Source organism: Brevibacillus formosus (genome assembly GCF_003013405.1).
Taxonomy (GTDB): domain Bacteria; phylum Bacillota; class Bacilli; order Brevibacillales; family Brevibacillaceae; genus Brevibacillus; species Brevibacillus formosus.
Genome location: NZ_PXZL01000013.1, coordinates 14,867 through 35,326, shown reverse-complemented (window position 1 = coordinate 35,326; position 20,460 = coordinate 14,867). Strand labels below are relative to the sequence as shown.

17 protein-coding genes are annotated in these 20,460 nt (G+C 45.4%); 3 read left to right on the top strand and 14 right to left on the bottom strand.

Features of this window, described 5'->3' with window-relative positions:
• Positions 1–118: 118 nt before the first annotated feature.
• The 7 genes from glmU to C7R91_RS12615 all read right to left on the bottom strand — a co-directional run bounded on the left by glmU (position 119) and on the right by C7R91_RS12615 (position 8,007).
• Positions 119–1,495, bottom strand: a complete 1,377-nt coding sequence (glmU, locus tag C7R91_RS12640; RefSeq protein ID WP_047068659.1) for a bifunctional UDP-N-acetylglucosamine diphosphorylase/glucosamine-1-phosphate N-acetyltransferase GlmU — start codon at positions 1,493–1,495, stop codon at positions 119–121.
• A gap of 22 nt (positions 1,496–1,517) precedes the next feature.
• Positions 1,518–1,676 (bottom strand): YwzD family small protein, encoded by a 159-nt coding sequence (locus C7R91_RS29350; RefSeq protein WP_160309977.1) that lies wholly within the window; start codon positions 1,674–1,676, stop codon positions 1,518–1,520.
• Between the two features lie 111 nt (positions 1,677–1,787).
• Positions 1,788–3,620 (bottom strand): glutamine--fructose-6-phosphate transaminase (isomerizing), encoded by a 1,833-nt coding sequence (gene glmS, locus C7R91_RS12635; protein WP_047068658.1) that lies wholly within the window; start codon positions 3,618–3,620, stop codon positions 1,788–1,790.
• Positions 3,621–3,661: 41 nt separating this feature from the next.
• Complete coding sequence (locus C7R91_RS12630) at positions 3,662–5,023, bottom strand: nucleotide sugar dehydrogenase (protein WP_047068657.1); 1,362 nt, start codon at positions 5,021–5,023, stop codon at positions 3,662–3,664.
• A gap of 25 nt (positions 5,024–5,048) precedes the next feature.
• Positions 5,049–5,852, bottom strand: a complete 804-nt coding sequence (locus C7R91_RS12625; RefSeq protein ID WP_047068656.1) for a response regulator transcription factor — start codon at positions 5,850–5,852, stop codon at positions 5,049–5,051.
• Positions 5,853–5,879: 27 nt separating this feature from the next.
• Positions 5,880–7,283 carry a glycosyltransferase family 2 protein gene (locus C7R91_RS12620; RefSeq protein WP_047068655.1) on the bottom strand — a complete coding sequence of 468 codons (1,404 nt, stop codon included), beginning with the start codon at positions 7,281–7,283 and terminating at the stop codon, positions 5,880–5,882.
• Between the two features lie 22 nt (positions 7,284–7,305).
• Complete coding sequence (locus tag C7R91_RS12615; protein ID WP_160309976.1) at positions 7,306–8,007, bottom strand: HEAT repeat domain-containing protein; 702 nt, start codon at positions 8,005–8,007, stop codon at positions 7,306–7,308.
• A 726-nt stretch (positions 8,008–8,733) separates the two neighbouring features.
• Between C7R91_RS12615 and C7R91_RS12610 the strand changes: the two genes are divergently transcribed.
• Both C7R91_RS12610 and C7R91_RS12605 read left to right on the top strand, forming a co-directional pair.
• Positions 8,734–9,063 carry a helix-turn-helix domain-containing protein gene (locus tag C7R91_RS12610; protein WP_047068654.1) on the top strand — a complete coding sequence of 110 codons (330 nt, stop codon included), beginning with the start codon at positions 8,734–8,736 and terminating at the stop codon, positions 9,061–9,063.
• A gap of 190 nt (positions 9,064–9,253) precedes the next feature.
• The gene (locus C7R91_RS12605) at positions 9,254–9,415 is read left to right on the top strand and encodes an anti-repressor SinI family protein (protein ID WP_083995021.1); all 162 of its coding nucleotides are present in this window, start codon (positions 9,254–9,256) and stop codon (positions 9,413–9,415) included.
• A gap of 99 nt (positions 9,416–9,514) precedes the next feature.
• On the opposite strand, the gene C7R91_RS12600 is transcribed toward C7R91_RS12605, so the two are convergent.
• The 7 genes from C7R91_RS12600 to C7R91_RS12570 form a co-directional block, all read right to left on the bottom strand.
• Positions 9,515–10,027: a YpuI family protein gene (locus tag C7R91_RS12600; RefSeq protein WP_047068653.1), complete on the bottom strand. Its 513-nt coding sequence runs from the start codon at positions 10,025–10,027 to the stop codon at positions 9,515–9,517.
• 163 nt (positions 10,028–10,190) lie between these two features.
• On the bottom strand, positions 10,191–11,369 hold the full coding sequence (locus C7R91_RS12595; RefSeq protein ID WP_047068652.1) for an ABC transporter permease: 1,179 nt from the start codon (positions 11,367–11,369) through the stop codon (positions 10,191–10,193).
• Positions 11,359–12,549, bottom strand: coding sequence for an HlyD family secretion protein (locus C7R91_RS12590; protein WP_047068651.1), 1,191 nt, complete (start codon positions 12,547–12,549; stop codon positions 11,359–11,361). Before C7R91_RS12590 ends, C7R91_RS12595 begins: the two co-directional genes overlap by 11 nt.
• Before the next feature lie 28 nt (positions 12,550–12,577).
• A complete protein-coding gene (locus C7R91_RS12585; RefSeq protein ID WP_047068650.1) occupies positions 12,578–13,159 on the bottom strand; it encodes a TetR/AcrR family transcriptional regulator in 582 nt (193 codons plus the stop codon).
• A 127-nt stretch (positions 13,160–13,286) separates the two neighbouring features.
• Positions 13,287–16,493 (bottom strand): AfsR/SARP family transcriptional regulator, encoded by a 3,207-nt coding sequence (locus tag C7R91_RS12580; protein ID WP_047068649.1) that lies wholly within the window; start codon positions 16,491–16,493, stop codon positions 13,287–13,289.
• A gap of 122 nt (positions 16,494–16,615) precedes the next feature.
• The gene (locus C7R91_RS12575; RefSeq protein WP_047068648.1) at positions 16,616–17,239 is read right to left on the bottom strand and encodes a YhcN/YlaJ family sporulation lipoprotein; all 624 of its coding nucleotides are present in this window, start codon (positions 17,237–17,239) and stop codon (positions 16,616–16,618) included.
• A gap of 66 nt (positions 17,240–17,305) precedes the next feature.
• Complete coding sequence (locus tag C7R91_RS12570; RefSeq protein WP_047068647.1) at positions 17,306–18,133, bottom strand: copper amine oxidase N-terminal domain-containing protein; 828 nt, start codon at positions 18,131–18,133, stop codon at positions 17,306–17,308.
• A 222-nt stretch (positions 18,134–18,355) separates the two neighbouring features.
• Between C7R91_RS12570 and C7R91_RS12565 the strand changes: the two genes are divergently transcribed.
• Positions 18,356–20,404, top strand: coding sequence for an exo-beta-N-acetylmuramidase NamZ domain-containing protein (locus tag C7R91_RS12565; protein ID WP_047069457.1), 2,049 nt, complete (start codon positions 18,356–18,358; stop codon positions 20,402–20,404).
• Positions 20,405–20,460 lie beyond the last annotated feature (56 nt).

Sequence of the window (20,460 nt, the reverse complement as noted above, 5' to 3'; positions counted from 1 at the left end):
TTGCGATGACTGGTATGATGATGATCAAAAAACCAAGGAGTAGCTTTTTTTTGCTTGATCGATTTTGTTCTGGTTCTATGCTAGCTGTAAAAATAAGACATCCTCCTACTGACTGCGATTATGGGCGGGTACTCATCAACCGTTTAGCATACTGTTCTTTGATGCTCTGGCGTTCTCTGGCGATGGCCAAAGCGTCGTTTGGAACATCATCTGTGATCGTAGAGCCTGCGGCTACATAAGCGCCCTCTCCGATGGTAACTGGAGCGATCAAATTGGCATTGCAACCAATAAAGGCGTGATCACCAACGATCGTTTTATGCTTGCGGACGCCATCGTAGTTGACAGTGATTGTACCGCACCCTACGTTTACATGTTCACCAATATCAGAATCACCAATATACGAAAGATGAGCAACCTTTGCACCTTTCCCGAGACGTGAATTTTTCAGTTCAACAAAATCTCCGACCTTCGCCACCTCACCTACATCTGAACCTGGACGAATATAGGCATAAGGACCAACCACTGCTCCGTCTCGAATCGTGCTATTACATGCATTTGTGTAACGAATTTCTACGTTACCCCCTACGATACAATCACTTACGTCTGCATTTGGTCCGATGACGCAAGCCGGTCCTATTTTTGTTTTCCCGCGAAGGTACGTTCCCGGATGAATAACCGTGTCAGGTCCGATACACACATCGGCATCAATATATGTGGAGGTCGGATCAATGATCGTGACTCCGTTTTGCATATGCTGCTCATTGATTCGCATACGGAGTAATCTCTCAGCGCAAGCCAGCTGGATTCGATCATTCACGCCTGTCCCCTCTTCCGCATCATCGGTCATGAAAGCCCCAATGCACTCGTTTTGCTCGTTTAAAATAGTTAAAACGTCCGGCAAATAATACTCTTTCTGGGCATTATCATTTTTCACCCGGGATATGGCTTGAAACAGCTTTTGATTGTCGAAACAATACATTCCTGTATTGATTTCGCATACTTGCCGTTCTTCGGCTGTTGCATCCTTGTGCTCCACGATGCGTTCTACCAGACCGTTTGCGTCGCGGATCAATCGCCCGTACCCTGTAGGATCGTCTACCCGTGCCGTTAATACAGTTGCAGCTGCATGTTGAGTTTCATGCTGCTCAAGCAATTGCTCCAGCGTTTTCTCCCTCACCAATGGTGTATCCCCGCTCAACACGATCGTTGTCCCCTGTTTGTCTTGCAAGAGGTCTGCCGCCATCATCACTGCATGGGCAGTTCCCAATTGCTCGGACTGGTAAGCATAGCGGACAGAAGCACCGAATTGATTTTTCACTTGCTCGGCCCCATGCCCTACAATCAAAATAATCTCATGGATGCCAAGACCATGTAATCGGTCGACAATATGCTGGATCATTGGTTTTCCACAAACCTCATGGAGCACTTTGCAACGCGTAGACCTCATCCGTGTCCCTTTTCCCGCTGCCAATACAATTGCATAACGACTACTCATGTGATCCTCCCATCAGATCGACTTATTTGGCTTCTTTGAAGTACGGCCTTACTCTGTTGACAATATCCTCAACAATATCTCTCGTTCCCATTGTCGTTGTCTGTTGACCTTTCTCGTAAACCTGCAGCATGATCTCTATCAGCGTTTTTTGATCAAGAGTTTGGTCAGTGGCATCCATCATGGAAAATTCAGCCCCTTACGGAAATAATGTAAATCCGACAGGTCAAAATGGGGAAAGAATCCCGTCTCTCCAAAAAACTGGCTGTTCCGGGATTCTTCCAAATCATATTTTTTATTCAACGGTTACACTTTTGGCAAGATTCCGTGGCTTGTCAACATCATTGCCCAATGCCAAAGAAGTGTAATACGAGATCAACTGTAGCGGAATAACGGTCAGGATGGGGGTAAATACAGGCAATGTCGCAGGCACAAAGCACACCTCGTCTACATTTCGGTGCAATTCAACATTCCCTTCCAACGTGATCGCTAACACATTCCCACCTCGTGCCTTCACTTCGGTAATATTGCTAACCATTTTTTCTTCCAGCTCTTTTTGTGTCACCAAGGCAATGACAGGCGTACCCTCTTCAATCAAAGCCAGCGTTCCATGCTTCAATTCCCCTGCTGCGTATGCCTCTGAGTGAAGGTACGAAATTTCCTTCAGCTTCAAGGACCCTTCCAACGCCACAGCATAATCAATGCCTCGACCGATAAAAAACAGGCTGGCATGATTTTTGATCGACTCAGCATAGACGCGAATATCATCCGCATGTTGGAGTGCCTTTTCAGCCTGCTCAGGCAGCTGTCGCAGATTGGCTATCAAGCATTCTCTTTCTGTTTCCGCGAGTGTCTCCTTCACTTGAGCCAGGTACAATCCCAGCAGATAAAAAACGATTACCTGAGAGGTGTACGCCTTCGTAGAAGCGACAGCAATTTCCGGTCCGGCAAAGGTAGCAAGCACATAATCGGCCTCACGGGCAATCGAGCTGCCTTGTACATTCGTGATGGCCAAGACCTTGGCTCCCAGGCGTTGACTTTCCCGCAACGCTGCCAGTGTATCAGCTGTTTCACCTGACTGACTCACGACAATGACCAGCGTTTTTTCAGATATAATAGGGCGTCGATATCTGAATTCTGAAGCGACATCGACCTCTACGGGTATCCTCGCCAGTTCTTCGATCACATTCTTGCCGATCAACCCTGCATGATAAGCGGTTCCGCACGCTACGATGAATATTTTCTCAAACCGATTGATTTGTTCTGGTCGTAATGGAAAATCCTTCAAAACAATTTGTTTTCCGTCCTCGTCAATCCGGTTGAGCAGCGTGTTGCGAAATGCATTTGGCTGCTCGTAAATTTCTTTTAGCATGAAGTGCTCAAAACCGTCTTTTTCCGTCTGCTCCACATTCCAGTCTACGCGGAACAGCTCTCGCTGAAGCGGTTCACTCGTTTCCACTTTCATGAGAGAAACGCTGTCTTTCTTGAGTACCGCCATTTCCCCGTCTTCTAAGATGACAATGTCTCGTGTGTGCTCAAGAACCGCAGAGATGTCGGAGCCAATGAAGTTTTCTCCTTTGCCTACCCCGATAATTAATGGACTTGCCAATCGGACTGCCACCATTTTATCTGGCTCGTACTCGCAAACAACACCCAGAGCATATGCCCCGCGCATACGCAGCACTGCATTTCGAACCGCGGCGACGAGATCACCTTCGTATAGTACAGCAATGAGATGAGCAATGACTTCTGTATCGGTCTCGGATGTAAACGTGACTCCATGGTCCAAAAGCTCCTGTTTGATTTCCAGATAGTTTTCGATAATACCGTTGTGGACAACAGAAAACTTTCCCGATTCATCCGTATGCGGATGTGAGTTCTCATCGGATGGACGGCCGTGAGTAGCCCAACGGGTATGTCCGATTCCCAAACTACCTCGAATAGGAGATTGGACGAGCCGTTCTTCCAAAACGGCCAGCCTTCCTTTCGATTTGCAAATCTCCATTTTTTCACCGTTAAATATTGCGACACCAGCCGAGTCATAGCCGCGATACTCCAACTTCTGCAAACCATTTGTCAGGATTTGTTGCGCTTGCCTCTCACCAATGTATCCCACGATACCGCACATACGATTGCCTCCCTATTCGGTAATCATCAGTCAGTTTCTAGTTAAGCCAGGAGTACGACTCGTTCTTCCTCGACGTTCATCCTTGCCGGATTCCCCAGCTTGTAAATGTGTTGACCTGTTATGCTGTCAAAGGCATTTCGTGTATCAATGACGGCTACACCCAGGTCAGCAAACTCTTGGTAGTCAAAGCTCTTATGATTCGTAACGAGTACCATGCAATCGTAATTTTTCATTTGTTCCAAGTCATGCGGAATGGAACGAACTGTGTTCCCGCGTTTATCTAAAAAGCTTTGTGCATATGGATCATAGTAATCGACACGTGCCCCGTTTTCCTGAAACAGCTCGTATATATGCAAGCCAGGGGATTCACGCAGATCATCAATGTCAGGCTTGTAGGCCATCCCCAAAATGAGTATCCGCGAATTTTTGATTGATTTGGCATAAAGATTCAGTACCTGTGCAGTTTTATTGATCACATAGTCTGGCATATTGTCGTTAATCGATTGTGCCAGTTCGATGAATTTGCTATGAAAACGGAAGCCCTTTGCCTTCCAAGAGAGGTACATCGGATCAAGTGGAATGCAATGCCCCCCAATTCCAGGACCTGGATAAAATGGCATATAGCCAAACGGTTTCGTTGACGCTGCTTTGATAACCTCCCACACATCGATGCCCATTTTGTCGCACATCATAGCCATTTCATTGATAAAGGCAATGTTTACACTTCGGAATGTATTTTCTAATAATTTAGACATTTCGGCGACTTTCGGAGAAGAAACCGTTACTACACTGGTAACCAAATTGCTATACAGCAGGGCCCCCAACTCCAAGCACTTCGGCGTGGTTCCCCCGATTACTTTTGGCGTATTGTGCGTGTTGAAGGAATAGTTACCTGGATCTACACGCTCAGGAGAGAAGCAAAGGAAGAAATCCTTTCCGACGGTCAGACCCAGCTTTTCGAACTCCCATTGGATCAATTCTTCTGTCGTCCCTGGGTAAGTTGTGCTTTCAAGCGTAATCAGGAGGTTTTTCTTTTTGTATTTGATAATTTCACGGACAACTCCCTTAATAAAGGACGTATCCGGGTCTTGATTTTCACTGAGTGGCGTTGGAACACATATGCTGACGGCATCCAGCTCCTTGAGAACCCGATAATCAGTGGTCGGGAAGAATCGCTGAGCAGAAAGGCTTGATTGGATCACCTCGCAAGGAACGTCCTGGATATACGATCTGCCTGCGAGCAAGGTTTCTACCTTTCGCTTGTCCAAATCGATCCCATAAACAGAGAAACCGCTTTTTGCCATTTCCATAGCGAGGGGCAGACCAACGTATCCAAGTCCTATTACCCCAACTTTTACGGTTTTTGATTCCATTTTTTGCTTCAATTTTGTAAAGTAGCTCATTTTTCTTCCTCCCTTTTATCTATGTTTAAGACAATAGACTTCTCACTCGTGCTTCCAAGTCTACGGGTGAAAATGGCTTCGCTATATAATCTGAGACTCCCAGCTCGAATGATCTTTTCTTGTCGTCTTCCAACCTTTTGTGGGTTAGTACCACGATTTTGGTGCCATGCTCAACTGCATTAATCTTGCTGATGAGCTGATAACCGTCTTCAATAGCTAAATTGACATCGGTGATAACAGCGTCTGGTAAAAATCGCTTGTATTTTTCCCACGCTTCTCTCCCGTTGTCTGCCAAATAAACGCAGTAACCTTTTCTTTGTAAATAGATGCGTAAAAACTCATTTACAGTTTCATCTTGCGAAACAAGCAAAAGACTTCTTTTTACTTCCGATGATCTTTTACCGCTGTATATGTGAATATCACCAGCGCTTCCCTTTCCAGCAGTAATCTCCTGTACCATACCACTGAGAACTTGTGCTGCTGATTCCCCCTGTTCAGGGAAGCTGGCGATGAATACTGGCCCTGCCAACATTTGTTGGGTCTGTAGCTGTTCCTTGATGAAGAGAGAATGGAAATGAGTATTACCTAGCATTTGATCGCCAAGGAGAATACCAAGAATGCTGCTTTGTTTGTCGTAAAAACAATGGATATCGGTAAACCCCTCTGCTTTTGCCAAAGACATTTTCAAATCTTGGATCTTTTCTTCACTGCTTTCATTCGTCACAGCCAGAATAATCCCGCATGGCAACTGACTCGATTCATAGAAGGTAAGCACATGTTCAAAGGCTTGAAATAAAGGAAACGAATACGCTTTTGCAATCTGACTCATGGTATCTCCCTCCTGTGCCCTGTTTCTCTATGTTTTCCAGCTTGTTCTCGTCATGGTTCCCCATGTGTTATTGTTGCGCATAAACTCGATATGACCCAAGAATCTCCAAATGACCCCCAACTGCTGATATCCAAGAAACATGAAGAAGAGAAATGCCAACATCTTGATGTTGTCGCGAACTCTTGTGTAACGCTTGAAGGCCAGCTCTTCCATAAACAGGGAGCCGATTCCGAGCAGCACGCCAAACAAGAGATTCAGCAGCGCATAGATGGCCAGTATTCTCCATTGAGTCATGTCCATCAATGTATATCCAAGCAGAGCCAAAAAACCGGTAAATCTGAAATATGGATTCAATGTTTCGAAAATGATGTTATAGGGAAATGTAATCAGGCCCATAACTTTGTACTTGGGACGGCCAACTATATAGATGCCGTATTCCAGCATGTTTTTGAGGTTGCCGCGTCCCCATCTTCTTCGCTGGCTGCCAAGTATTTTCAGCGTATCAGGAGCCTGGGTCCAGCAAACGGCATCGGGGCAAAAAGCCACTCGATACGGAAGTTTATTTTCAAGCATATATTTATGAAGCTTGATGATGATGTTCATGTCCTCGCCGGGATATCCCCCTCGATAACCGCCAGCTTTGACAACGAAATCTTTTCGAAATACCCCAAAGGCACCAGACACAATAATCAGCCCGTTGATTGAACTCCACCCAATCCTTCCCCCTAGGAATGCCTTTAAGTATTCGACACACTGGAACATAGGCAAGATTTTGGTAGGAAGATTGACTTTCTTTATCATTCCATCCTCGATTTCACAGCCGTTTGCAATTCGGACGATACCGCCGATCGCGACCGTTTCTTCAGGGTTTTCCATGTACACCTTGGCTATGCGGATCAACGCGTCCTTTTCCAATAACGAATCAGCATCGATGGAAGCAATCAATGGATAATGAGAAAGATTAATCCCTGCGTTTAGCGAGTCGGCTTTTCCTCCGTTTTCCTTATCAATAAGATATAAATTAGGATATTGCGGATTGTAATAAACGCCTCGTACGTTGGAGGTTTCCAATACTCTGGAGCCCCCTGCATACTCTGTGCGAGTTAACTGGAACTCCTGTAACAAAACCTGCAACGTTTCATCTTTGGAACCGTCATTAATAACAACGACTTCATACTTGGGATAATCTAGCGCGAGAAGCGAACGAACGTTTTCAATGATGGTCAATTCTTCATTGTAAGCGGGAACGAGAATCGAAATTTGTGGTACGTACTCTGAGCCAGAGAGTGACTGAAAGCGAGAATACATGGAGCTTTTGATGATGGAAAAAATATTTTTGATGGACAGGCTTAGAATTGTTAAATAGAGCGTCTCAATCACGATTACATAATAAACAGCAAAGATCCCGTATGCTTGCAAAAAGTCCCTCATGTCAAACTCCTTTCAGGTATAATTACACGGCATAAACATAACGACTTTTCTCGTCCACCTGCTCATCCTCATTGATTTGCTTTCTGTAACTGGCATACATCTCAATCATTTCAGTATTCTGACAAACCTCCGTATCGTTCTTCTTCATCAAGGACTCGAACACTGCCGTTGCCAAAGCAGCATCATATTTGAACAGTAACCTTACTGACAGGATGCGGACTTCCTTGTCTTCCGAATCAATCTGCCGATATACCAAATCCGCAATCTCCGCGGTTAAAGGAGCAGACCATCCAATCAAAGCGATTTTATTCAAATCCTTGTCCGTACTTCGCAAACATTCAAGTAATAATGGCGTACAATCCAGCTCTGTCTCTTTCATGATGTCAACGGCAAGGTAATGATTGCTTTTTCGATGCTTTACAAGAAGCATCAACATGTTCCTTATATCGTCCAGATTTCTCGCACACTTAGCGATAGATCTCGCGATGATAAAATGAGTGGGATCGAGTTTTTTTGTCTGTAGCAATTCCAGAAGTCTTGGTACGGCTTCCTCGGATCGCATTGCTCCTAGATGGTAGGCTGCATCGATCCTTATCCAATGGAAGCGACTATGCAGCCTTTGGAGGTTTTGCTTGACGAGCCCTGTATCCTCACATAGTGTAATCATTTTCTTTCGGTGGCTTCCCGTAAGAGATTCGATCCATTCAATGAGTTTTTGTTGCAAAACTCTCATTTCCAAACGATTTAATTGCCAGTAAGGCGGTTTGAACCTCTCAGGCGAGTCCATATGAGACTGGATATACGTGAAGTAGTCTTGAAACTGTCCCAGATAAACGCGTGTTCTCCTTTCTATCAACAAATTCCGTGATTTAATCACCAAGATACCCATAAAAAATAGTATAATTATTACAATTAGCAGGCAGATTACCGTTACTGCTTCTGACAAATTGGCATGCAGAATGGATCTCTCCTCTCCGAATTTTTTTGTAAGTTTTTCTGTGCATTCCTATCCATTTCAAGTCGGCAGCGGTTAGCGCCATCCAAGCTCAAACTTTTCTTTATAGAGAACGGTTCGTTCGTTTTGTTCTTTATAAAGAACGATTTGAAATTAGTATCCTGTACAGGCAATGGAATGTAAACTATCAATTTTCTCTAAAAATAGACCAAAAACAGCGAAAATCGACTATTTTGTAGAATATCGTCTGAATATCTCGTTTTTACTCAACCTTAATAGCGAACGCTCCGTTTCTTATAAAGAACGATCATGATTATAGATACTTAGCCATAATGACGCTCCATTTTATCTAGTAGAAAGGTAATTTTTTAGCAATGTCAGTAGAGTCAATTCGAATAAATGAGCCAAACGACACAGGACTAGTCCCACAAAAAGTTGTGTTTCAGCTATATTGACGTTATAATAAACGAAGAGATTTAAAGGGGTGGCTATTACATGATCGGCTCGCGTATACAGCAGCTTAGAATAGACAAAGGCCTTTCTCTTTCTGATTTAGCTGAACGCGCTGGTGTCGCCAAGTCTTATCTGAGCTCAATCGAGCGCGGCATTCAGCGAAATCCTTCTATTCAATTTCTTGAGAAAATCGCACTAGTATTAAATGTGACAGTAGACACATTGCTTCAGGATAAAGATATTCCTTCAAGCGAGAATGTTGATGAAGAATGGTACAAGCTGATCGAAGAGGCTATGAAATCCGGGGTAAGTAAAGAACAGTTTCGAGAGTTTTTGGAGTACAATAAATGGCGGTTAAATCGACATAAATAACATTGTTGCCAGCACTGATATAGTGGTGGCTTATAATTTTTTTTGCATGAATTTAAAACAAAAGTCACAAATACTAGATTTACATATGAAACTGAATTAAGTATCATTTCTGATATAAGCTTTTTACCTATCTACCATTTTTTGGGTAATTTATTTGTTTTTACAAAAGGAGGGTAAAAGGGGAACTAACATGAAAACCACTCCGTCTCCTAAAGATCTCCTAGATAAGGAATGGATCGATTTAATCCTTACAGCACGAAAAATGGGATTATCCATTGAGGAAATTCGTTTTTTTCTCGTGAACTCTCCTCCCTCTTTTAACGAGGAGAAAACTGATTCTTTCGAAGCATAATGTAAACAGCTATTATCCATTACGCTACACTTTCATAAATGATAGGACTTCCATCACGGTTCATCCCTGATCGGGAACCCAAAGAAAAACACAGGCTTATTAGGCCTGTGCTTTTTCTATTTGCATACTTTTTTTCGCAATGTAGTCTGTCTCGTAATATTGAAGATCATTACGCATCTGTTCGAACACTCTGGATAGAGACAAGGTCAATTGCTGCAACTCAGGGACTACCTGCTTGCGGAAAATGATACAATCCTGACCCGTATAGGCCAACCGCCCATCTTCTTCATAGACCTCGCCTTTGGGATAGTAGAAGTTATTTATACAGGTATGGTATACCTGATACAATACTTCTTCGGCAAACTCCTCATGGAATCGTGCGCGCCGGAGTGATACTCCCAGCCTTTCATATGCATTTTCGCAGTAGACTAAAAGGTGGCGCAAGTCGGAAAGATAGTTACGGTAATACGTTTCAAATTCTTCAGGATCACCTGACGCGGATACTAGAGCAGATAAGGTAACCTGATTCAAAAAACGTTCCACTTCCATGCTGACCTTTTTCAACTTGGTGTATGTCTCCTCGCACAATTGCTTTAGATGAGTCGCTGACATAAAATCCCCCTAGCGTTGAAGAATCTGCCTTTTTTAAAATAAGTATAAAGGAAAGATTATTTATTACACAAGGGTTATTTTTATACAACCTGCCTGCCAATCAAGATGCATGTAAACACAAATAAGGCTACGCCATAGCTTTGGCGCAGCCAAATTCTTACATTTATGCCGCCGTTTGTTCTCTTACTTTCCCCTTCATTTTCCTTATCTGCAACAAATAAATGACATAGGCTGCGAACAACCCAATGAGTGTCATGAAACCGAGAACCATAAAGTCATCCATGACTGCTGACAGCCCGTGTCCCTTCGTCAAAATTTCTCTGACACCATCGAGGAAATAGGTCAGCGGCAAAGATTTTGCAATCGCAGCAATCCCGGTTGGCATCGACATCAGTGGCCATGTGTAACCCGATAGCATGAAAGAAGGTACGGCAATCATCATCCCGATCTGAGTGGCTTGGAGCTGGCTGCCGGATACAAAGGAGATGGCATAACCGATAGCCAACACCGCCAAGTTAAACATGGTAGCCAGTAGCATTAGGTCAAACGTGCTTCCGTAATAAGGGATATCGAAACCTTTTAACATCAGTGTAAACGCCAGGAACATGTTGAGGGTTCCTGCCAGAAAGTACGGCAACAATTTGCTCGCTGTAATCGCGAAGAAGCCATGGCGAGAGAGTGTATCTTTCCAAGTGCCCTCTTCTTTTTGTTGGGCAACCGACAATACAATTCCTAGGAACAGTACTTGCTGAAGCACTGTACCTGCAAGTCCGAATACCATGAAGGACAGATAACTGAAGGTCGGGTTATACAACACTCTGTATCGATAGTCGATACCCGTAAACATGTTTTTTCCTTCTTCTCCCCAGCCGCCAAGTGCTTCCATCTTCTTCAGCGTGGTTCCTGCTGAAACAGACTTAATCGCTGTATTCGCTGCCCGAACTGCCGTATTCGAAATCATGATGTTACTGCCGTCGATAACAGTCAATACCTCTGCCTCTCTCCCAGCCTTCACATCCTTTTCTAATCCAGCAGGAATGATCAGGGCGATATTTGCTTCGCCCTTGTCAACCATTTTCATTGCTTCTTCTTCTGTTCCTACGATCGACGTGATCCGAAATGTATGATCGACCTCAAAGGCGCGATAGAGCTCACGACTCAATTCGGTTTGATCGGCATCCACCATGACAGTCGGGATCTCCATTACTTTTTTCTCACTGTACAGAAAGCCGAACATCGTCAAATAAATCAGCGGTACGAGGAAGAGAATATTCCGAATGGTTTTGTTGGCAAAAAGATTTTTCCATTCGCTCCAGAACAGGTGAGAGAAACTATTCACCATTACCAGCTCCTTCAAGTTGCCACTCAACCGTCAGGCCTGGACGCAATTCCGGATCGGACACCAGCAGCTTCACCTGGAAGGAACGAATGTCACGATCACCGAGTTCTTGTGTCGCTTTTTTTACGGCAAAGTCAGCAGCAGGAGCTACAGTAACTACTTTGGCGTCTACTTCTCTGTTCAGGGCTGGGACAAACAATTTCACTTGATCGCCTGTTTTCACATTCGCGAGCATGTATTCATTCACATAAAATTTGACATAGTTGTCTGATTTCGTTTGGATCGTCAAGACGGTGAAGCCTTGCGAAACCAGCTCTCCCTTTTGAACGGCAACTGATTTTACAATACCGTCTACTGGAGCTGTCAGCTTGGTGTTGTTCACATAGGCTTCCATTTCTGCCAGGGCGCCTTTTGCCTGCATGACGTTCGCTTCTGCGGATTTAACATCCAGCTCCTTCAAGCCTACTTGACCTCTCCCTGCTACAGCTTGGTTGTATGCAGCTTTTGCTTGATCCAGTTGTGCTTGTGCGGCATCGACCTGCTCTTTGCGCGATCCAGTTTGAGCCATTTTCAACTGTTCTTCTGCTGCCTTAAATTCCGCTTGTGCTTTATCTGCTTGCATCTGTGCCTCTTCCACTTTCACTTGTGGAACGGCACCTTCCGCCAGTAATTTTTTCATTCGCTCCAAATTTGTCGCGGCAATTTGATTCGAAGTTTGTGCTGCTTGTAATTTCGCTTTGAGCTGTGTAATTTCTTCTGAACGGGCTCCATTTTTGTTCGCGTCAAGCTGCGCTTGCGCCGAGTTGACTGCTGCTTTTGCTTGGTCGACTTGAGCATTGCTGGAGTTATCCGTCACTGATACTCCTTTTTTCGCCTGGTCCAGTCTGACGAGTGAGAGCTTGTAAGCAGCTTCAGCCTGCTCTTTCTTCGCAAGGATTTCCGCGCTGCTTAGCGTGGCAACTACTTGCCCTGCTTTTACTTCGTCTCCTTCTTTTAGTGAGAGCTGTTCGATGGAACCGCCCATTTTAAAAGAGAGGTCTACCTCTGTTCCCTCGATTACACCTGCTAATTTCGTTGTATTCTGACCAGCCATGCTACTCACATTGGAACCAAACAATACGGTTCCAAGCACTGCAATGCTGACTACAAAGCTACCTACACCGATCCATGCACGTTTGTTCATCTGTCTTCTCCTCTTGTTTTACGTTTCTCTAGACGTTATTTTGAAACATTCCTGAAAGCATATAACGAAGCGTCTGTTTATCTGCGGCACTGTTCACTGGCTCTTTGCGAAACTGCTTGCGAAGTACGGTAAAACCAACCATACCAAACAACGCGGAAGCAAGTGTGCGAATATCGATATCCGCCCGAATATACCCCTGCTGCTGAAGTTCCAGCATGTGTGACTCCATTGTGCTGAAATAGCCACCTAGCAGATTGCCAACCATCCTGTCGCGCTGCCCATCTCCTGAGAAGGCACTCAGCAACAGAAAACACAAATCTTGATTCTCGGAAAAGAAGCGAAGATGCTCATCCAGCACATTCAGAATGCGATCCTCCAAGGAAAGCTCTTCATTTTGTATTACATTATCTACATGGTAAATCAGCATCTTCACGCCTTTTTCTATCACGTACAAAAATAGCTCTTCCTTTGTGGAAAAGTGATAATAGAGTGTTCCTTTTGCCACCTGCGCCATTTCCGCGATTGCATCCATGGTCGTTTCGCTATAACCCAATTGGGCAAATGCGGTTAGCGCTCCATTCGCAATTTGATCTTTTTTGGATGGTGCCATCACTCCTGTCCCCTTTCGATTTTTTGAACTGACTGGTCAGTACAAAGATTATATTACGAATACTTCCTAGTTTTGTCAAGCAGCCATTGCTCTATGTACAAAAAAAGATCGCTTTGCGGGCGATCTTTTACTTCTCGATAATTTGAAGGTAAGTCTCCATGGTTGCAGGCATTGGCGCGACACCGAGGTTCTCCCTTAGCTTTCCTACACATTTTTCATACCAGCGGATTGCCTGTGTCCGATTATTCTGCTGATAATACGCAGTCATAAGTAAGCGGTACGACTCCTCCCAGCAATCATCCACCCGCAGAATCGCTTCACACCAACGGATCGTTTTTTCCAATTGCCCGTCCTCTAGCATGATTTTAGCTAACCTCTCTGCTCCGCGTAAAAACAGCGCCTGCACTCTCTCTCGCTCTTCTACACACCAATCCTCATAGCGGCATTCCGGCATGTAATCACCCAAGTAGTACGCAAGCCCTTTTTCCAAAAGGATGGCCCCCTGGCGCCGATCTGATTCTGCCAAGCCCAGTGTAACGAGCTTCTCGAACTCTTCGACATCCATATGGTAGCCCGATGCCAGATTGAAACCGTAAGAGCTGCCATGGCGTTGAATGAAGAATGTGTCTGTTCTGGCAGCACGATCTGGCTCAAGGGCTTTGTTCAATGCATTCAGTGACACTTTAAAATCGCGAATGGCCGCTTCCTCGATACTGTCTGGCCAAAGTCGGTTCATGATTTCTTCCCGGGCTAACAAATGATGTCTCTTTGTCAATAAAAGCTGAAACAACAGCTTGGCCGTCCCACGCTGCCACGCCTTTTCGCTCAGTTCCCGGTCTCCCAACCATACACGGAAAGCGCCCAGCGTCTGAATACGAAGGGTATACCCGGGGTGGAATGTCACGTTTTGCAAGCCCAAATCATTTAACAGCTGAGAGACGTAATCCGGCGATACCTTTCGGCGCTCTGCCTCAATCAGAATCGGCATAAGCTGCTGTACATCATGTGGTGTAAGCAGGGTAGGTCTCTGCAAAAGGAATTGATATTCACCGGACTTCATCAAGGACAGCGCTTGCGTCACCGCAGGCACAAACAAATCCCATTGTTTTTTGCGATAAGCCAAGAAGCTCAGCCACAATTGGCAAATGACGACACTGTAGCTATCCCCGCAGTGACTAAGCCGGTCGGCACAATCGATAAAGGTAGCCCACGCTTCCTCTTCTTTCCCGTATTTGGCATATGCAATCCCGATCGCCATACGTACGAGACTGCCTAACCAGTCGTCGCGCATTGCCTCTGTCTCTTGTATCCCCCTGTTGCCATACAAAAGCGCTTGGTCGAGTGCCTTTTCTCTTGCATGAAGCAAGGTTAGTCCCAGAAGCGTTTCTGACTTTCCGCGTGTCGACTGGAGCTCCTCCATGATTTGCAAACCTTTTTCATAAAGCTGGCGAATCTCGTCCGTAGGCAAAGTTTGACTGATCAGGGCCGCATGGGCTTTTCGAACATAGCCATTCGCCTCTACAAAAGGTGAATGCGCTGCACGCCCAAGTTGTATGGCAGTTTCTGCAGATTCCCATCCTCGCTCCCATTCTCCATTCAATGCATAGACGAAAGATAACAGCAAAGAGGTTTCCCGATACGATCTGGTCAACGGAGGATGCTTCCTCTGTTCTACCTGCCACTTACTCTCCAAGAGCTGAATGGAGGACTGCAATCGGCCAGTACGAAACAACAGGCGCGATTCCAGCTCAACCTCCGTCTGCTGCTCTAATTCCTGACTCCGTTCATACCAAGCTGCCGCCTGTTTGGCATCTCCGCGATTCGTATAGATTTCTGCCAGCAAGCGGTATAGCCTCGGTGCCATCTCATTCTCTTGCTCAAACGGGGGCAAAAGTTGAATCGCCCTCTTGAGCAGTTCTTCTGCCCGGACGCCTTGCACGCTGTCGAGATGAACGCGTGCTTGCCCTTCCAACCCGCGGCACAATCCGATTTGATCTTGCTTTTGTTCACAGTGCTTCAAAAATTGCTCGTACGAAGAAAAAGCCTTCGCATATAGACAGCGATAACGTTCTACTTCGCCCTGATAAAACAACAGCCAATGCTGTTCGCACTTGATGCGCTCAGGTAACAACGTTATCCACTCGTATAAAAAGTCTAGCTTCCCTGCTTGGAGCAACCTTTCTGATGCTTGGCACAGCCACTCACCCAGCACCTCCCACTGCTCCACGAGACGCAACCGCCCGAAAGCTTTTGCCTCGTCCCCTTTACGTCTGTACCATCCTGCGGCCTTTTGATTGACATGTACGTACGTCGCTTGATTCGCAGCCAGCTTGCTAGACAAAAGACGCTGGAAAAGCGGATGAAAGGAATAAAGAGATCCTGCTTGGACATGAAGAAATAGATTACAACGCTGTGCTTCCAACAGGTGTTCTATGCATCCTTCCCCAAGTATTTGCTTGCAATCCTCCAAATCGAATTGTTCGAGAACCGCTGCCTCCATTAAAAAGCACTGCATACCTGCATCCAGCTGTGTCCAGACTTCTACTTCCAGCAAATGCAGCAATCGCGATAACTCACGCAGACTGTCAGAAACCGTCTGTCCCCTCGTTACCATTTCACCAAAAGTCCGCAGAGCCATCACCCAGCCTTGGGCCACCTCTTCGACTCGGCCCCAATCCTCTTCAGACAGCGTGATGTCGTATTGATCAGAATAAAAGGCCTCGCTCTCCTCCAGTGTAAACGAAAGGTCATTTGATGTAAGCTCCAGACACTCTCCTCTTGCAGACAACAAGTCGAGGGTGGACCATTTCGGTCGAAAGCGCGTTAAAATAACCAGCTTGACCTTTTGTGGAAGAGCCTCGGCTAACCTTTGAACAAATCGATCGACGTCACTACCATTCTCAATTCGCTGGTAATGGTCCAAAACGAGTATGTGGTCAGCCTGAAGCTGTACGCATTCCCCGACAAACCAGTCGACCAATACCTTACTGTCTATGGAGGGCACCGGACTTTGTTCTGTGATACGCTTGAGTTGCTCTCGCAATACCTGTCCAAAATCAGAATGAACCTGACGAACGCTTTCGACGAGACAGAAGACAAACGCTAGCAGGGCATCGTCTCCATCCTGAATGGTATACCAGGAAGCAGCCAGTGCTTCATCATGTAGAAATGTAGCCAAAGAAGTCGTTTTGCCATAGCCTGTCCCTGCATGAATGAGACAAAGCTGCGTATATTTCAACAGGCGTAATTTTTTTGCCAATGCAGGTCGCCGTAAGACATATGGCTTCTGTCCTGGAGGAGTTATTTTGGATATAGGGATGTGGATTGGTATCATACAATGTGCACTCCTTGCCGTTCTCCTGCTCTTCTTTGACTATTTCCCCATTTCTAACTATTCTCCTGCCATTTGAGCCTTAATCGACAAAAAGCCCACCCGGGAGTCCAGGTGGTGCTCTTTCAATCCACTAAATTATATCCAATGACCGTATATCCAATATCATTTAACAAAACTTGGAACTCCTCGTCACTGATGTGCTCTCCGTTTGTAATTCGTGAATGCAAATCTGCAATCCGGTCATAAACAGCGCGATTGGTAGACACGTACAAAATGTTGAAGCGTGTTTCTGCCTGCAAGCGTGACCTCATCCGATCCACAACACGTCTGTGCAGTGAATCTGGATGTCCATTATCGACTCGCACAATTTTTCCAGGCGTATACGGAATGGACGGCCGCGGGTTGACTTCGTCAGGCTTTGGTGTATCGACTGGCAACACACCTACAATCAAGTTATCCTTGTACGCTAACACCTTGATATCGGCTACACCGGGCAGCTTTTCCGCATGCCCTTCCAAGTGCCTCACGAGCTGCGGCTCTCGCTGATGAACCCTCTTTTGGCTAATCATGGCTGCCGGTCCTTTGTCCCTACCGACGTTATCGTTTTGGAAATTAATTCCGAGAGATTCAAATTTGGCCTGATTTCCGTTCTGATCTTCGGTGCCCTGTTCTTTGTTAGGCGAACACCCTGTCAGCAAGCCGGCAAACAGAAGTACAGCAATGATACTCCTACTTATTCGTCTCACAACAAAAACACCTCCTTGCACTTAGTATGATGTGCAGGAGGTATTCTTACTCAGGAAGTAGCTGCCTTATTGAGCGATAAACTCACCGTCTACTGTATCTTGTTTACCGTCCTTTTCTGCTTTTAAAGTGAAGGAACGAATGCCATCATGCTCACCTTCATGTTGGAACTTGAAAGTACCGTCTTTATTGACATCAACCTCAAATGTATCATCTCCTAAGACGACGACAACTTCTGAGTCGGGGTCAACTTTTCCGGTAACTTGATAATAAGCAAAGACGTTCACCTTTTTCCCCTCAATACTTGCTTTATCGAACAATGCTACATGTGTATCGGATTTTTTCTCGTCTGTTGCAGGCTTTGCTGGATCTTTTGGCTGTTCCTGTTGGCCGACTTGATTAGTGTTCACATTATCCGCAATCAATACAGTTTGTGTATTCGGATCCCACTCAACCTTGTAGCTCAGAGCTTCCGCGATAAACCGAACAGGTACTACGGTGCGCTTGTTCACAATCTGTGCAGGTACATCTAGCTTAATCGTTTGTCCATTTTTGTTGGCAATTTTTTGAGTAACGACCAATCTGATGTTATCTTTCCCTTTATTGATGGTAACGGTACGAGTTTGTTCATTCCATTTCACTTCAAATCCAAGACTCTCTGCAATCGGACGAATCGGAACCAGTGTACGTCCTTGGTTGATAATAGGTGCTTGGTCAGGAAACGCAATTTGTTTTTTATTGTACTCCACCTTAACAGCATTCTGTACGGCTTTAGGCGTTACAGTTGCAGGCGCTGCAGCCGCAGAAAATGCTGCCATCGGTACCAAGGCGATCGCCAGCAGTAATGAGGTTACTTTTTTTAGCAAAACATTCACTCCATTTCCAAAAAGGTTCACACGATTCTTAATCTACTATAGGATGAAGGCTGTTTCAAGATTTTCCTCTAGTCTCCTTTTCAAAAGATCATTCTTTCCTAGTAGCTCTCCTCTTTTCCGTTACTTTTCCTCCTCCTTTTGACCTAATTTCAAATTGTTACAAAAATGCAACCATCTTGCTTTCCAAAACCGTTACAATAGACAAGAAGCGACAGTATTTTATCTTGAAAGAGGCAATGTATGATGAACAAATTTCTCCCTTTCCTCATCCTGGCAATTATCTTAACCTTAATTCCTCCCGTAGGAAGCTCCGCCAACACGACTGCCATCCAATTGGGAAGTGATGTACTGTTCAATCAGTTCCACCATCTCATTGAAGGCAAAAAAGTCGGGTTAATTACGAATCAAACAGGTCAAAACAGTCAAATGGTTAGCACGATCGACATGTTACGACGTGATCGCTCCGTCCATTTAACCGCTCTGTATGCACCTGAACACGGCCTCGACGGAAAAACGGTCGCAGGGAAACAAGTAACGAGCTTTGTTCACCCCGTCTACGCTATTCCCGTCTACGGCTTGTCTGGATCAACTCGCAAGCCGACACCAGAAATGCTGAAAGACATCGATATTCTTCTCGTTGATTTGCAGGATATCGGATCGAGAACCTACACATACATATCTACCTTGCAATACGCCATGATAACTGCAAAAGAACAAGGAAAAGAAGTAATGGTACTGGATCGACCGAATCCTCTCGGTGGAACGATTGTCGAGGGTCCTGTAGTTGAACTTCCTTACCGCTCCTTTATCGGAGTGGATACCCTCCCGCTTGCACATGGTATGACCATCGGAGAGCTGGCCTTGTTTTTCAATCGTACTATCGGTGTAGATCTTACCGTCATTCCGATGCAAGGGTATACACGCAACATGATTTACCAACAGACAGGATTGGCCTGGATTCCGAGTTCTCCGCACATCCCTAACTTGACCTCGGTTTTTGGGTATATGGCAACTGGTTTGGGTGAGGGTACCCCTATTCGTCAAGGCGACCATTTCACCTGGATCGGGGCAGAGGGCCTAGATTCGCACAAGTACGCCGATTTGTTAAATGGCAGTCTTCTGCCTGGCGTCCTCTTTATTCCTGAGAATAAAGGAACTGCCGGGGGCGTACGCCTTCAGATCAACGATCCACATCAGTTTAACCCGGCAAAAACAGGTATTTACGCGCTAGCTTATGCCAAGCAATTGCAGCCATTCCCTATACCAAAAAGTACGAGTATGCAAATCTCTATGTTCGACAAGGTAATGGGTACCAACAAAATCGGTCTGCTTCTCGAACAAGGAAAATCCCCGCAGGAGATCGTTTCCTCCTATGAAGCGGATCTGAAGAAATTTGTAGAGCTGCGGCAAAAATATTTGATCTATGGCGATGAACCATTTATCCCGATGCAGCCGCTTCACCAAAAGCACACAAAACAACCGGAACAACCAAAGCAACCAGAACAGCCAAAACCGTCCAAGCCAGCAAAACCAGAGAAACCGACTCCACCGAAGACTGGCAATCATAACGGAACGACCGATCAAACGAAAAAGCCTGAACCAGCTAAAAAACCGGCCCCTCAGACACCGAAGACTTCTGAGAAGATCGCTTATTTAACCTTTGACGATGGACCCTCTCCTGTAACTCCACGCGTTTTGGATACGCTAAAAACGCATCAGGTCAAAGCCACCTTCTTTATTGTAGGCCGTGAGGTGGCTGGTCATGAGGCCATTCTTAAGAGGATTGTAGCTGAAGGACATGCGCTGGGAGGACATTCGTATTCCCATAATTATCAGCTTCTTTACAAAAATATGGATGGCTTTTTTGCAGACCTGGAAAAAGGCAGTCAAATGATTGAAAAGGCAGTCGGCGTAAAACCAACCGTGTTTCGCTATCCAGGTGGCAGTACGAATACTGTCAGTTTGAAATATCAAGATCCTACGCGTTATAACAAGCAGCATACAGTCATGCAGGCGATCAAAGCAGAGGCGAAACAACGTGGCTATATGTTTATCGACTGGAATGTAACCAACGGCGATGCAAGGAGTAACAAATACACAGCCGCGCAAGCACTGGCAAATATAAAGCAGCAAGTAAAGTCACAAAAAGAAATCGTTGTTTTGATGCATGATTCCAGTACCAAGTCGCCAACGGCTGAAGCTCTCCCCGAAATCATTTCGTACTTGAAAGAAAAAGGCTATCGTTTTGAAGTCATTCAAGCCGATCGCCCAACTGTTTCCAACGTAAAATAATCACAGCAGCAAAAAGCCCGCTCCGGATTCAGAGCGGGTTTTTCTGCGCTTTAGAC

What these genes read in the sequence shown, in the direction of transcription:
- C7R91_RS12590 (WP_047068651.1), bottom strand. Translation starts at nt 12,549, where the DNA reads ATGAACAAACGTGCATGGATCGGTGTAGGTAGCTTTGTAGTCAGCATT.
- C7R91_RS12585 (WP_047068650.1), bottom strand. Translation starts at nt 13,159, where the DNA reads ATGGCACCATCCAAAAAAGATCAAATTGCGAATGGAGCGCTAACCGCA.
- C7R91_RS12595 (WP_047068652.1), bottom strand. Translation starts at nt 11,369, where the DNA reads ATGGTGAATAGTTTCTCTCACCTGTTCTGGAGCGAATGGAAAAATCTT.
- C7R91_RS12620 (WP_047068655.1), bottom strand. Translation starts at nt 7,283, where the DNA reads ATGAGGGACTTTTTGCAAGCATACGGGATCTTTGCTGTTTATTATGTA.
- C7R91_RS12580 (WP_047068649.1), bottom strand. Translation starts at nt 16,493, where the DNA reads ATGATACCAATCCACATCCCTATATCCAAAATAACTCCTCCAGGACAG.
- C7R91_RS12605 (WP_083995021.1), top strand. Translation starts at nt 9,254, where the DNA reads ATGAAAACCACTCCGTCTCCTAAAGATCTCCTAGATAAGGAATGGATC.
- C7R91_RS12610 (WP_047068654.1), top strand. Translation starts at nt 8,734, where the DNA reads ATGATCGGCTCGCGTATACAGCAGCTTAGAATAGACAAAGGCCTTTCT.
- C7R91_RS29350 (WP_160309977.1), bottom strand. Translation starts at nt 1,676, where the DNA reads ATGATGGATGCCACTGACCAAACTCTTGATCAAAAAACGCTGATAGAG.
- C7R91_RS12630 (WP_047068657.1), bottom strand. Translation starts at nt 5,023, where the DNA reads ATGAGCTACTTTACAAAATTGAAGCAAAAAATGGAATCAAAAACCGTA.
- C7R91_RS12600 (WP_047068653.1), bottom strand. Translation starts at nt 10,027, where the DNA reads ATGTCAGCGACTCATCTAAAGCAATTGTGCGAGGAGACATACACCAAG.
- C7R91_RS12625 (WP_047068656.1), bottom strand. Translation starts at nt 5,852, where the DNA reads ATGAGTCAGATTGCAAAAGCGTATTCGTTTCCTTTATTTCAAGCCTTT.
- glmU (WP_047068659.1), bottom strand. Translation starts at nt 1,495, where the DNA reads ATGAGTAGTCGTTATGCAATTGTATTGGCAGCGGGAAAAGGGACACGG.
- glmS (WP_047068658.1), bottom strand. Translation starts at nt 3,620, where the DNA reads ATGTGCGGTATCGTGGGATACATTGGTGAGAGGCAAGCGCAACAAATC.
- C7R91_RS12565 (WP_047069457.1), top strand. Translation starts at nt 18,356, where the DNA reads ATGAACAAATTTCTCCCTTTCCTCATCCTGGCAATTATCTTAACCTTA.